Here is a 12,847-nt window from a genome sequence, read left to right on the forward strand (position 1 = left end):
TCTACTTGAAGGGGATGGGGTCGTAGCACGTGAAGGGCGAGGACACCGAGTACTTCCCGTCCTTCAGCTGCACCAGCGCGCCGCAGCCGAACGACTCCTTCTGCCCCTTGGGCAGGCTGCGGTCGCCGACCATCGTGTCCTTGTCGGAGAAGCCGTTCGCCGCCCGCTGGAAGGAGCTGACGGTCAGATCCTTGCCCGCCTTGTCGGCGATCGAGAGGAAGAGGTCCGCCGACATGTAGCCGGTCATCATGTGCATGTTGAGCGGGACGTCCTTGCCCGCCGCCTTCCTGATGTCCGCCTTGAACTGCCTCATCGCCGCGGTGTTCTGCTCGAACGGCTGGAAGGCCAGGAGGATGTGCACGCCGTCGAGCGCCTTCTTCGTCGCGCTCTTGGCCAGGAGACCGGGGTCGTAGTCGGTCGGGTCCGTGATCACGCCCTTGAATCCTGAGCGCTTGACGGCCGTGAACAGGCCGATGTTGTACGGGGTCTGCATCACGGAGACGACCACGTCCGGCGCCTTGCCGCCGTCCGAGCGCAGGATCTCCTTGGTGTACGCCGACCAGTCGCTCGGCACGGAGGTCGCGGGCACGGTCGACTTGGCGTACGTCACCTTGTAACCGGCCGCCGCGAAGCTCTGCTTGTAGGTGCGGATGGCGAAGGTGCCCGCGTCGTTGTCGTTGGCGAGGATGGCCACGGACTTGCCCTTCGAGCCGTCCGTCACCTTCTTCAGGCCCTCGGGCCAGCTCTGCGTGATGGTGCCGCCCGGCATCGGGACCATGCAGCCGCCGTAGCCGTACATGTAACTCGGGCCGCAGAAGGGCGGGATGGTGCCCCAGCCGAACGTCGGGACCTTCTGCTTCTGGAGGAAGTCGGCGCCGGAGAAGGTGACCGAGCTCATCGGCGAGATGGCGAACACCTTGTCCTGCTGGACGAGTTTGCGCGCCGCCGCGAGGTTCTTGCCCGGGTCCTGGCCGTCGTCCTCCGCGCCCAGGTAGTCGATCTTCCGTCCGTGTACGCCGCCTTCGGCGTTCACGCGGTCGAAGCGGGCCTTGGCGCCGAGGTCGGTGTCCTTCTTGCTGTAGCCGCTCGCGGTCGTCATGGAGACGATGCCGCCGACCTTGATGGAGTCGGCGCTCACGCCGCGTACGGAGCCGCCTGCCTTGTCGTCGCCGCTCGAACCGCTGCTGTTGGAGGCGGAGTTGCAGGCAGTGGCGAGCAGCAGTGCGGCCACGGTGGCGGTGATGGTGCGGATCGATCGCGACACGAGTCGAGCCCCCTCCGTCGAAGTGGGGCTGATTCTGTGCGGGACCTGATGAACCGTCAAGAACTGACGCATCGATAATTGATGGACCGTCAGAAAGGCTGTCGGAGAACCTGGGAGGTCCGTTACGCCCGGTAAAGGGCCTCCACCTCGGCCGAGTAGGCCGTCTCGATCGCCTTGCGCTTGAGTTTCAGCGAAGGGGTCAGCAACCCGTGCTCCTCGGAGAACTGGTGAGCCAGTATCCGGAACGTACGGATCGACTCGGCCTGCGAGACAAGGGTGTTGGCGGCCACCACGGCCCGCCGCACCTCGGTCTCCAGATCCGGGTCGCGCACCAGGTCGGTGGGGGACATCGGAGGCTTGCGGCGCATGTTCAGCCAGTGCTCGACGGCCTCGCCGTCCAGCGTGACGAGCGCGGCGATGTAGGGCCGGTCGTTGCCCACGACGATGCACTGCGCGACCAGCGGATGGTCGCGCACCCGCTCCTCCAGCTGCCCCGGCGAGACGCTCTTGCCGCCGGACGTCACCAGGATCTCCTTCTTGCGCCCGGTGATCGTGAGGTAGCCGTCCTCGTCGAGCGCCCCCAGGTCGCCGGTGCCGAGCCAGCCGTCGTGCAGGGTCGCGTCGGTGGCCTTGGGGTCGTTGAGGTAGCCCTGGAAGACGTTCGCGCCGTTCAGCCACACCTCGCCGTCGTCCGCGATGTACACGGTGGTGCCGGGGATGGGCTGGCCGACCGTGCCGTAACGGGTGCGCTCGGGAGGGTTGGCGGTGGCGGCCGCGGTCGACTCGGTCAGGCCGTACCCCTCGTAGATCTCGACGCCCGCGCCCGCGAAGAACAGGCCGAGGCGCCGGTCCATCCCGGAGCCGCCGGACATCGCGTGCCGGACACGGCCGCCCATCGCGTCCCGCACCTTGGCGTAGACGAGCTTCTCGAAGAGCGAGTGCTGCATGCGCAGGGCCGCAGAGGGCCCAGGTCCCGTACCGAAGGCCTTGGCCTCCATCGCGTCCGCGTACCGCACGGCGCACTCCACGGCCTTGTCGAAGGGCCCGGTCTTGCCGTCCTTCTCGGCCTTGCGCCGCGCGGCGTTGAAGACCTTCTCGAAGATGTACGGCACGGCCAGGATGAAGGACGGCCGGAACGCCGCGAGGTCCGGGATGAGCGCCGCCGCGTTCAGGCTCGGCTGGTGACCCAGTTTGACGCCGCCGCGGATCGCGGCGACCTGCACCATCCGCCCGAAGACGTGCGCGAGGGGCAGGAAGAGCAGCGTCGTCGCCTCGTCGCCGCGCCGGGAGTGGAACACCGGCTCCCAGCGCTGGATGACCGTCTCCGCCTCGAACATGAAGTTGGCGTGGGAGATCAGACAGCCCTTGGGGCGTCCTGTGGTGCCCGAGGTGTAGATGATCGTGGCGATCGAGTCCGGGGTGACGGCGCGGCGGTGGCGGTTGACCACCTCGTCGTCGACGTCCTGGCCCGCGCGGTTCAGCTCGTCCACGGCGTCGGCGTCCAGCTGCCACAGCCTGCGCAGCTGTGGCAGCCGGTCGATCACCGAGCCGATGGTCATCGCGTGGTCCTCGTGCTCGACCATGGCGGCCGACACCTGCGCGTCGTGCAGCATCCAGAAGACCTGCTCGGCCGACGACGTGGGGTAGATGGGCACCACCTGGGCGCCGACCGTCCACAGCGCGTAGTCGAAGAGCGTCCACTCGTAGCGCGTGCGGCACATGATGGCGACGCGGTCGCCGAAGCGGACGCCCTGCGCGAGCAGCCCCTTGGCGAGCGACATCACCTGGTCGCGGAACTCCGCCGACGTGACGTCGCGCCACTCGCCGTCGGCCTTGCGGCCGAGGGCGATGTGGAGCGGATCCTCAAGGGCATGGTCGAACACGACGTCGGCAAGGCCGCCCACCAGCGGCGCCGACGCCATCGGAGGGTTCGTGAACTCGCGCAATGATGCTCCTTGTGGCGCTCCGCACAGCGCCGGTGACGGTACCCCACCGCAGTGCCCGGCGGGAGAGGGGTGACCGACCCCTCGGTACGTACCATCCACGCTGGTCAGCCGGTTAAATCCGGCCACAAGGGGAGGGGTGGGACAGAATACTTACGGTTGAGTAAGTTTCGGTGGCGTAATCTCCACCGAATCTGTACGCAGCGGTTACGGCTGTGACTGTCCTTCGAGGACGCGTTCGGCGGGTGCCGGAATCTTCGCCTCCGGTGCCGTGCGGGCAGACCGGACCATGGCGAGAACCGCCACTCCCGCCACCAGACCCACCACGCCCGCGACGGCCGCCGCCGCGTTCAGGCCGGAGGCGAACGCCGTCCGCACACCATGATCGGAAAGCGTGCCACGCATGGCCGCCGCGCCGCCGCCCGCGACGGTGTGAGCCGCGTCATGGCCGAGCGTGTCCTGCATGCGCGAGGTCAGGACGGTGCCGAGGACGGCGACCCCGAGCGCGTACCCGAGCTGCCGGAACGTGTTGACCGCGCCGCCCGCCATCCCCGCGTTCGCCGGCGGCACCGCCGCGAGGGCCGCGCCGCCCAGGGCCGGCGAGACCAGCCCTGTGCCGATGCCCGCGAGTGTGAGCCCGGGGACGAGCGCACCCCAGGACGACCCGGCGTCGAGCACGGCGAGGGCGATCCCGCCGCCACCGATCAGCAGCAGACCCACGCCGATGGTCAGCCGTGCGGGCACCCCGTGCAGCAGCCGTCCGCCGATCGCGGCCACGACGAACGAGGTCGCGGCGAGCGGCAGCATGACGAGGCTGCCGGAGACCGGGCTCATGCCGAGCACGGTCTGCAGCCAGATCGAGAGGTAGGGCATCAGGCCGAACGCGGCCGCGTTGTAGCCGATCGCGCCGACCAGTACGCCCGTGAAGGCGGGCATGCGCAGGAGCTTCAGGTCGAGGAGCGGGTGCGCGACGCGGCGTTCGACGGCCACGAAGGCGGCGAGCGAGAGCACCGCGACCGCGAGGGTCACGACGGTGGGCGCCGACGTCCAGCCCTCCGAACCCGCCCGCACCACTCCGTAGGTCAGCGCGCCCGCGAAGAGCGCGAACGTCACCGTGCCCGCCCAGTCGACCCGCCGGCCCGCCTGGCCCTTCGACTCCGGCACCACGCGCAGCGTCAGCCACATCGACGCGACGCTCACCGGCAGGTTCACGAAGAAGATCCAACGCCAGCCGGGCCCCTCGGTGAGCAGCCCGCCGACGATCGGTCCCATCGCCGCCGCGGCACCGCTGACCGCGCCCCAGACGCCGAGCGCCACCGACCGGTCCCGCCCCTGGTAGGCGGCGCCGAGCAGCGGCAGCGTCGTCGCGAACATCGCGGCGGCACCGAGCCCCTGCAGGGCGCGGGCGGCCACCAGGACCTCCGCGTTCGTGGCGAGCCCGCAGCCCAGCGAGGCGAGCGCGAAGAGCGCGGTGCCCACCACGTTCAGCCGCCGCCGCCCGAGCACGTCCGCCGCGGCCCCGACCCCGAGCAGCAGCGCGGCCAGCGCGAGCGCGTAGCCGTCGATCACCCATTGCAGATCGCTCAGCGAGGCGTTCAGCGCCGTCGCCATGTCGGGCAGTGCCACGACCACGATGGTCACGTCCAGCAGCAGCATGAACGTCCCCAGGCATACCGCTGTGAGCGGCCCCCATGTACGCATCTTCATTTCTCCTTGTGCAACTCGTACGACGCGTGTGCGTGCCTCGTACGATGGAGTCCCCCCGGACGATCCAAGTCACCAGCCACGAAAGATCGAAGGAATCCGACAGCAATGGGCAGCACGGCAACGGAATCCACCAACACGGCTATGCAGGACTCGCTCGACGTCAGACTCCTCCAGGCCCTGGAGATCGACGGCCGTGCGCCCTTCAGCAAGATCGCCGCTGTCCTGGGCGTCTCCGACCAGACCGTCGCCCGCCGCTACCGCAGGCTGGTCGCCGACGGCAGCCTGCGGATCGTCGCCGTCCGGGACCACGAGAAGCTCGGCCAGGACCAGTGGATGCTGCGCCTTCGCTGCGCCCCCGAGGGTGCCGACGCCATCGCCACCGCGCTCGCGCGTCGCCCCGACACCTCGTGGATCGGCCTCACGTCCGGCGGCACCGAGGTCGTCTGCTGCACCCGGCCCCGCACCCGCACCGACCAGGACGAGCTGCTGCTCGCCAAGCTCCCGCGCACCCCGCACATCGTCGACATCCGCGCCCAGCAGATGCTGCACCGCTTCTTCGGAGGCCCGGACGGCTGGCTGATGAAGCACGGGCCGCTCGACGACGAGCAGATCGCGGCCCTGCGCCCCGCACGGCCCGCGTCCGCCGTCCGCACCGACGTGCCCCAGCGGATCGAGCCGGAGGACGAGCCGCTCGTCGCCGCGCTCGAACAGGACGGCCGCGCGACCTACCCGGAGCTCCAGCAGGCCACCGGGCGCTCGGAGTCGGCCGTCAAGCGCCGCCTCGGCGCGCTGCTCGCCTCCGGGGCGATCTACATCGACATCGAGTACGCCAACGCCCTCATCGACCTGCACGTCGGCGCGATGCTGTGGATCACCACCGCTCCCTGGGCCATGGAGTCGGTGGGCAACGCGCTCGCGTCGCATGCCGAGATCGCCCACGCCACGGCCGTGGCGGGACCCTCCAACCTCATGGCGACGGCCGTGACCCGCGACATCCCGGCGCTCTACGCCTACCTCAGCGGAAAACTGGGGCAGCTCGACGGCGTCCAGCACGTCGAGACCGCGCCGTTCATGCGCCGCGTCAAGCAGCTCACGTACCGGCCCTATCCCCGCTGACGCCGGCGGTGCAGCCGGTCGCCGCCCGCCAGGATCGAGGCGGCGAGCGCGTCCGCCGCGCCCTGCGCCGAGGCCCGCCGCTCGCCGTGCAGGAGCACGAAGTCGACCGCGCCGAGCTCCGGGAGGCCCGCCCGCTCCGGGACGCGGACCAGGCCCGGCGGGATCAGGCCGTGGGAGTGAGCCATCACGCCGAGGCCCGCGCGGGCGGCGGCGACCAGGCCGTTCAGACTGCCGCTCGTGCAGGCGATCCGCCAGGCACGGCCGTGCCGCTCCAGGGCCTCGAGGGCCAGCGCACGGCTGATGCCCGGCGGCGGGAACACGACCAGCGGCACCGGCTCATCGGGGTCGAGCCGCAGCCGCTCGGCGCCGATCCAGACCAGCTCGTCGTGCCAGACCAGCTCGCCGCGCGGGTCCTCGGGGCGCCGCTTGGCCAGGACGAGATCGAGCTTGCCCGCGTCCAGGCTCTCGTGCAGCGTGCCCGAGAGCTCGACCGTCAGCTCCAGGTCGACGTCCGGGTGGTCGTGCCGGAACGACTCGAGGATGTCGGTGAGCCGGGTCAGGACGAAGTCCTCCGACGCCCCGAACCGCAGCCGCCCGCCGAGCCGCGTCCCGGTGAAGAACGCCGAAGCCTGCTCGTGCACCTCCAGGATCCGCCGCGCGAAGCCGAGCATCGCCTCGCCGTTCTCCGTCAGCTCCACCGAGTGCGTGTCGCGCGCGAAGAGCTGGCGTCCGGTGGCGTCCTCCAGGCGGCGCACGTGCTGGCTCACCGTGGACTGGCGCAGACCCAGGCGCCGGGCGGCCTGTGTGAAGCTCAACGTCTGGGCCACCGCGAGGAATGTGCGCAGCTGTGCGGGGTCGTACATGGTCACAACGTTATCGCGGAACGTGATGACAGTCAGAGCGGTATCCGGGATTCCCGATTGCGGTGATCAGGAGGATCATCAAGAGGGCACGATGTGAACCGAAACCGATGGAGCGAAGTGAAACGCCCGAGCTGGCCCACCTGGATGCCGATCGACCCCTACATCCTGGCGTTGCTCGGCACCGTGGGCGTCGCCGCGCTGCTGCCCGCCCGCGGCGTCGGCGCCGACATCGCGGGCGGGGCGTCCACCGGGGCCGTCGCGTTCCTCTTCTTCCTCTACGGGGCGCGGCTCTCCACCCGCGAGGCCCTCGACGGGCTCAAGCACTGGCGGCTCCATCTCACCGTCCTCGCCTGTACGTTCATCGCCTTCCCGCTGCTCGGCCTCGCGGCCAGGGGACTCGTTCCGTACGTCCTGACGCCCGCCCTCTACAGCGGGTTCCTCTTCCTGACGCTCGTGCCCTCCACGATCCAGTCGTCGATCGCCTTCACCTCCATGGCGCGCGGCAACGTCCCCGCGGCGATCTGCGCGGGCTCCTTCTCCTCGCTCGCCGGCATCGTCCTGACGCCGCTCCTGGCGGCCGCCCTGCTCGGCAACAGCGGGGGCGGCTTCTCCGCGGACTCGGTCATGAAGATCGTGCTGCAGCTCCTCGTGCCGTTCCTGGCCGGACAGTTCCTGCGCCGCTGGATCGGCGGCTTCATCGCCCGGAACAAGAAGGTGCTCGGCTTCGTCGACCGCGGCTCGATCCTGCTCGTCGTCTACACCGCGTTCAGCGAGGGCATGGTGCAGGGCATCTGGCACCAGGTGACCCCGCTGCGCCTCGGCGCGCTGCTCGGCGTGGAGGCGGTGCTGCTCGCCGTGATGCTCGCCCTCACCTGGTACGGGGCCAAGAAGATGGGCTTCGACCGCGGGGACCGCATCGCCATCCAGTTCGCCGGGTCGAAGAAGTCCCTCGCGGCCGGACTGCCCATGGCGAGCGTCCTGTTCGGGGCCCAGGCCTCGCTCGCCGTCCTCCCGCTGATGCTCTTCCACCAGATGCAGCTGATGGTCTGCGCGGTGATCGCCAAGCGGCGCTCGCGGGACCCCAAGGACGCCGAGGAGTTCCTCAGCGAGCCGTCGCGATCCGAAGAGACACGAACCGCGGTCGGTACAGGGACACGTTCCGGCTGACGTTGGCCTGCGCGCTCGCGGGCGCCGCGTCCAGCCAGTTGACGTCGTAGCTGAGCAGCAGCCGTCCGTTCCCGCTGAGCGCCGGATGGGCCTGGGGGTTGTACGCGGCCATGTCCTGCTCGGCCGAGCCGTCCTTCGGCAGCGGCGGCGCGAAGCCCTTGGCGGGGCCGTGCCAGGGGCCGGTGGGCGAGCACGCCCAGTAGGAGGTCACGGTGGTCAGGCCCTCGGTACCCGCGGCCATCGTGAACAGGACGTACGTCCCCTTCACGCGCACCACCGTGAACGCGCTGCCCACACCCTTGCGTTCACCGTCCCCTAGGACGGCCCGTGGCTTGCCGGACTCCGTCCAGTCCTCGCCGTCCCAGTACCGCCACGCGCCCGGCTCGGCGAGCCTGCCCTTGGGGACGCGCGCCACGTAGGCGTGCGAGGCGGGGCGGGCGGCGGCCTGCGCGTCGTTGCCGCCGAAGACGTACGTCCAGTCGCCGTCGTCGACCGTCGTCGTGCCGTACAGGACACGCTTCTCGGGGTCCGGCACGCCGCTCTGGTCGGAGACCTTGACGATGTTCTCGACGCGCAGGTCGGGCAGGGAGAGCGTGGCGACCTCGGTGGCGTTGGGGACGCCGTAGATCCAGGGGCCCGTCCCGGTGGCGCGGGACCACAGCAGGACGCGTACGACGTCGTCGGACGAGCCGGGGGAGCGCGGCTCCACCTTCGCCGCGACCGGCCAGCGCCACTGCTGGGCCGCCGGGTCGGGGAAGAGCGGGGCGGGCAGGGTGCGCTGCAGGGTGCCCGAACGCGACATCACCACCCCGGAGTTGCGGACCATGGGCGCGGTCGCGTCCCGCCAGGTGTGGGGCTGGCCCACGGGGTTGGGCGGCGCGTGCACCTGGCCGAGGAAGGTGTCGGAGAACAGCCACAGCAGCCGCCCGTCCGGGAGGCGCACCGAATGCGTGCCGTCCCCGCCGGTCCAGTCGTCGGCCCGCGCCGTGTCGTCGCCGTAGCGGGCGAACGCGCCGGTGACCTTGTCGTCGGCGGCCCAGGACGAGACGGTGCGCGCCTCGCATGCGTCGCCGCCCTCCCGGTCGTCCGGGAGGGCGGTGAGCAGCACGGCCGCGCAGGCCAGGGCGAGCAGCAGGACGATCCAGGTCCTGCGCGCGCTCCGTCCCCCGCGTGGACCTTGGTCGGCGGGCACGTGCGGGACGTTAGTTGCTCGCGCGGATGTGGTCCATGGGGAGCCATGCGACGGTGTCCCGCGTCACAGGGGCCTTGGATCCGCCGTCCTGCCCGAGCTCGGTCAGCTCGGCGTCGCTCAACGCGCGGTCGTAGACGCGTACTTCGTCGATCGAACCCGTGAAATGGGCGCGGCTGTCGACCCGTTGGCCGACGTGGAAGCCGTAGCCCGAGGTGCGGGTGACGGTGCCCGGGACGTCGGCGGTGGTGATCCGGGTGCCGTCGACGGAGAGGGTGAGCTGTCCCTTGCCCCTGCGCAGCGCGATGTGGTGCCACTGGCCGTCGTTGTAGGCGCCGGTGGTGCGCACGGACGCGGACCTCGGGGCGGTGGAGCCCTCGCGGGTGGTGATCAGGCCCGTGACGCGGTTGCTCGCGGGCTCGCCGCGCAGCCACACCTGCGGCTGGTTGGTGCCGATGCCGCCCATCCACAGGAGTGGCTGTTCACCGCTGGTCGCGGAGTAGCGGAACCAGAGAGACGCCGTGAAGTCCTTTGTCCCTAGGGGGAGTTGACTGCGATAGGGCAGGCGTACGGCGTCGTCCGTGCCGTCGAAGGCCATGGCCCTGCCGAACCGTCCCTCGGTCGCGGAGGCCCCGCCGAGCACGGCCGCCGCCTTGGCGCGCGGCGCACGGTCGCCGGTCGTCGGGTCCGGGCCGCGGCGCGGCTGCAGCCAGTCCTCGGTGAAGCGCGCGAAGCGGATCTCGTCGCGGGCGTCGACGGCCCCGCCCTCGTACATCAGGCCCACGTGCGCGCCGTCGGCCCGCACCATGTCCGAGTAGCCGGACCAGTCCGTGGTCACCGTCGTGCCGCGGTCCACGCTGTCCCAGGTGCGCCCGCCGTCGTAGGAGGAGCGGATCTGCATCGTGCGGCGCCTGTCGGGGTCACCGGGGCAGGCGAGCAGCATCCGCTTGCCGAACTGCAGCGTGGATCCCTGGACCTGGGGCGTATAGAGATCGGGGATGGCCTTGAACGGCGCGACGAAGCTGTCGCCGCCGTCGCGGCTGACCGTGTGCGTGCGATGCCCCAGGTCGGTGCCGTCCTGCTCCCGCCCGCTGACGTAGAGGGCGCCGTCCGGGCGCTCCGTGATGGTCATCTCCGACGGCTTCTGCCGGAACGTGCCGTCGTCCGCTATCGGGTACGAGTCCTTGGCGCCGATCCTCCAGTTGTCGCCGCCGTCGTCGCTGACGATCAGCGCGGCGTGGTTCGCGGTGACCCGACTGCCGTTCCAGGTCTCGGTGTTGACGGTGAAGACGAGCCGCCCCGCGTGCTTGCCGCGGGTCAGCTGGAGGCCGTGCACGGGCCCTGTCGCGTACCAGGAGTTCCAGTCGTCCGGCAGGATCTGGTCGCTCAGGTCGCGCGGCGCCGACCAGCTGCGGCCGTCGTCGTCGCTGTACTGCAGGTGCGGGGTGCGGTCGCAGGGGACGGCGCAGTTCCCGCCGTCCGTGCGGCCCGTGTTGTACGTCTCCGCGAGGAGGATGCGGCCGGTCCTGCGGTCCACGATCGGGGCGGGGTTGCCGTGCGTGTCGCCCGCGCCTTCGTTGACGACCTGGAGCGGACTCCAGGTGCGCCCGCCGTCGTGCGAGCGCTTGACCACGATGTCTATGTCGCCCGCGTCGCTGCAGTCGTTCACGCGTCCCTCGGCGAAGGCGAGGAGCGTGCCCTTGACCGTCTTCACCACGGCGGGGATGCGGTAGCAGGCGTACCCGGGATCCTGCGAGGCCTTGAAGAGCACCTGCTGCTCGAACCCCTGCGCGCGGGCGTCCGGCGCCGCCTGGGCGGCCGTGGGCCCGGGGAGCAGCGCCCCGACGGCGACGACGGTCAGTGCGGCCGTGGCGGTGCGGAGGGATCTGAGGCGTAAACGGAGAGCTGATGGCATGGCGCGGCCCACCCTTCAAGGTGACTGGACATCCTGACATCCCACGTCCAACGTTCGCGCCTCAGACGCTACTTGGGCGGCTCGACACCCCACAAGAAGCGTGCGTGGCACGAATGGGTGCGGCCTGGTCAGGCTCAGGGAATCAGTACGACTTTCCCGAGGTTGCTCCGCGCCTCGATCACCGCGTGCGCCTTCGCCGCGTCCTCCAGTGCGAACTCCGCGTGCACGGCGGGGCGCAGCGCGCCCGCCGCGAAGAGCCGCCACAGCTCACGCCGCCACGTCTCGTACACCTCGGGCCTCCCGCGCGCGATGAGCGCCATCTGGAAACCGATGACGGACTTGGCGCCCACGAGCAGGTCGTACGCCTGGACGGTGCCGCCGCCCGAGCTGTACGCGACGAGCCGCCCGTGCGGCGCCAGAGCCCGCACGGCGGGTGTGAGCAGCTCGCCGCCGACCGCGTCGAGGGCGTAGTCGACGGGCGCGCCCCACGTCTCCTCGTCGTACGTGACGACCTCGTCGGCACCGAGCGAGCGCAGGAAGTCCGCCTTGCCGGAACCGGCCCCGCTTCCCGACACGGCCCCCACGACCCGCGACGCACCCCTCGACTTGGCCAGCTGCAGCGCGAGATGGCCGACGCCGCTCGCCGCCGCCGTGACCAACGCCGCCTCGCCCTTCGCGGGGCGGGCGGCATCGAGCGCGCCGTACGCGACGAGTCCGCCGCGGACGAGGGCGACCGCGTCGACGGCGCTCGCCCCGTCCGGGACGGGCGAGGCCGTCGTGGCGTGCAGGAGCGCGAAATCGGCGTAGCCGTGCCCGAAGCAGAGTCCCGTGACGCGGTCGCCCGGCGCGAACCCGCTCACGCCGTCGCCGAAGGACACCACCTCGCCGGCGATCTCCCCGCCGAGCGCGATCGGTTCACGGGGCTCGCGGACCTTGCGTACGACGGGGAGCGTGACCCCCGCCGCCTCGACGCGCACGAGGAGCTCGCCGGGGCCGGGCGCGGGGACGGGGGCGTCCTCGGTGAAGAGGACCTCGGGGCCACCGCTGTGTTCGTACCGAACGCGACGCATACGTACTCCAGGCAGAGAGGACCGTTGACGGTCCAACCGTTGGGAGTCCCAACGGTACGCGCACTTTCATGGGGAAGTCCAACGATTCTCGGATAGGCTCACCCCATGCCCACGACCCCGCCCGCCCCCAGCGGCATTCGCACCCTCCCCAGCTGGCTCCTCGGACGCGCGGCTGCCCGCGGCCGTGGCCTCGTCGCCGAGGCCCTCGCGGGCGAGGACATGAAGATGTGGCACCACGTGGTGCTGTCCGCCGTCGCCGACCAGGGACCCGTCGCGCAGGCGGCGCTCGGCCGCAGCATCTCGCTCGATCCCAAGGACCTGGTCGGCGTCATCAATGATCTCCAGGACGCCGGACTCGTCCTGCGCGCGCCCGATCCCACCGACCGCCGCAAGAACGCGATCACGATCACCAAGGACGGCGAACGGACCCTCGACCGCTGCGCCGAGGTGGCGTCGCGCGCCAACGACGAACTCCTCGCGCCTCTTTCGGCCGCCGAGCGGCGGCAGTTCCTGGCCCTGCTCACCCGGATCTCGGGCACCGAGGCATAGCGCGAGCGGCGGGTGGGACCCCGCCGGCGCAGGGGGCGCTCCCCGCCGGCCGGGGTCCCGCCGC

General features: G+C 71.1%; 10 protein-coding genes. 3 read left to right on the plus strand and 7 right to left on the minus strand.

Annotated elements, in window-relative coordinates:
* Position 1: 1 nt before the first annotated feature.
* From AC07AG_RS08470 to AC07AG_RS08480, 3 genes are all read right to left on the minus strand, one after another.
* Positions 2-1,264, minus strand: coding sequence for an ABC transporter substrate-binding protein (locus AC07AG_RS08470; protein ID WP_478753138.1), 1,263 nt, complete (start codon positions 1,262-1,264; stop codon positions 2-4).
* Between the two features lie 122 nt (positions 1,265-1,386).
* Positions 1,387-3,210, minus strand: a complete 1,824-nt coding sequence (locus AC07AG_RS08475) for an AMP-dependent synthetase/ligase (protein WP_478753140.1) — start codon at positions 3,208-3,210, stop codon at positions 1,387-1,389.
* 204 nt (positions 3,211-3,414) lie between these two features.
* Positions 3,415-4,908, minus strand: coding sequence for an MFS transporter (locus tag AC07AG_RS08480; protein ID WP_478753142.1), 1,494 nt, complete (start codon positions 4,906-4,908; stop codon positions 3,415-3,417).
* A 111-nt stretch (positions 4,909-5,019) separates the two neighbouring features.
* Here AC07AG_RS08480 and AC07AG_RS08485 point away from each other — a divergent pair, with 111 nt between their 5' ends.
* The gene (locus AC07AG_RS08485; protein ID WP_478753144.1) at positions 5,020-6,030 is read left to right on the plus strand and encodes an Lrp/AsnC family transcriptional regulator; all 1,011 of its coding nucleotides are present in this window, start codon (positions 5,020-5,022) and stop codon (positions 6,028-6,030) included.
* Here AC07AG_RS08485 and AC07AG_RS08490 read toward each other — a convergent pair.
* Positions 6,018-6,893, minus strand: a complete 876-nt coding sequence (locus AC07AG_RS08490; RefSeq protein WP_478753146.1) for a LysR substrate-binding domain-containing protein — start codon at positions 6,891-6,893, stop codon at positions 6,018-6,020. The genes AC07AG_RS08485 and AC07AG_RS08490 overlap by 13 nt on opposite strands.
* 117 nt (positions 6,894-7,010) lie before the next feature.
* Here AC07AG_RS08490 and AC07AG_RS08495 point away from each other — a divergent pair, with 117 nt between their 5' ends.
* Positions 7,011-8,060, plus strand: a complete 1,050-nt coding sequence (locus tag AC07AG_RS08495) for a bile acid:sodium symporter family protein (protein ID WP_478753148.1) — start codon at positions 7,011-7,013, stop codon at positions 8,058-8,060.
* Here AC07AG_RS08495 and AC07AG_RS08500 read toward each other — a convergent pair.
* The 3 genes from AC07AG_RS08500 to AC07AG_RS08510 all read right to left on the minus strand — a co-directional run bounded on the left by AC07AG_RS08500 (position 7,996) and on the right by AC07AG_RS08510 (position 12,234).
* Positions 7,996-9,252: a hypothetical protein gene (locus tag AC07AG_RS08500; protein WP_478753150.1), complete on the minus strand. Its 1,257-nt coding sequence runs from the start codon at positions 9,250-9,252 to the stop codon at positions 7,996-7,998. The genes AC07AG_RS08495 and AC07AG_RS08500 overlap by 65 nt on opposite strands.
* Positions 9,253-9,262: 10 nt before the next feature.
* Positions 9,263-11,164, minus strand: coding sequence for an exo-alpha-sialidase (locus AC07AG_RS08505; protein ID WP_478753152.1), 1,902 nt, complete (start codon positions 11,162-11,164; stop codon positions 9,263-9,265).
* A 134-nt stretch (positions 11,165-11,298) separates the two neighbouring features.
* On the minus strand, positions 11,299-12,234 hold the full coding sequence (locus AC07AG_RS08510; protein ID WP_478753154.1) for a quinone oxidoreductase family protein: 936 nt from the start codon (positions 12,232-12,234) through the stop codon (positions 11,299-11,301).
* Positions 12,235-12,339: 105 nt separating this feature from the next.
* Here AC07AG_RS08510 and AC07AG_RS08515 point away from each other — a divergent pair, with 105 nt between their 5' ends.
* Positions 12,340-12,783 carry a MarR family winged helix-turn-helix transcriptional regulator gene (locus AC07AG_RS08515; RefSeq protein ID WP_478753156.1) on the plus strand — a complete coding sequence of 148 codons (444 nt, stop codon included), beginning with the start codon at positions 12,340-12,342 and terminating at the stop codon, positions 12,781-12,783.
* Positions 12,784-12,847: the final 64 nt, after the last annotated feature.

The sequence above is a fragment of the Streptomyces sp. NPDC044044 genome (assembly GCF_056434405.1).

What these genes read in the sequence shown, in the direction of transcription:
- AC07AG_RS08515 (WP_478753156.1), top strand. Translation starts at nt 12,340, where the DNA reads ATGCCCACGACCCCGCCCGCCCCCAGCGGCATTCGCACCCTCCCCAGC.
- AC07AG_RS08505 (WP_478753152.1), bottom strand. Translation starts at nt 11,164, where the DNA reads ATGCCATCAGCTCTCCGTTTACGCCTCAGATCCCTCCGCACCGCCACG.
- AC07AG_RS08480 (WP_478753142.1), bottom strand. Translation starts at nt 4,908, where the DNA reads ATGCGTACATGGGGGCCGCTCACAGCGGTATGCCTGGGGACGTTCATG.
- AC07AG_RS08490 (WP_478753146.1), bottom strand. Translation starts at nt 6,893, where the DNA reads ATGTACGACCCCGCACAGCTGCGCACATTCCTCGCGGTGGCCCAGACG.
- AC07AG_RS08485 (WP_478753144.1), top strand. Translation starts at nt 5,020, where the DNA reads ATGGGCAGCACGGCAACGGAATCCACCAACACGGCTATGCAGGACTCG.
- AC07AG_RS08510 (WP_478753154.1), bottom strand. Translation starts at nt 12,234, where the DNA reads ATGCGTCGCGTTCGGTACGAACACAGCGGTGGCCCCGAGGTCCTCTTC.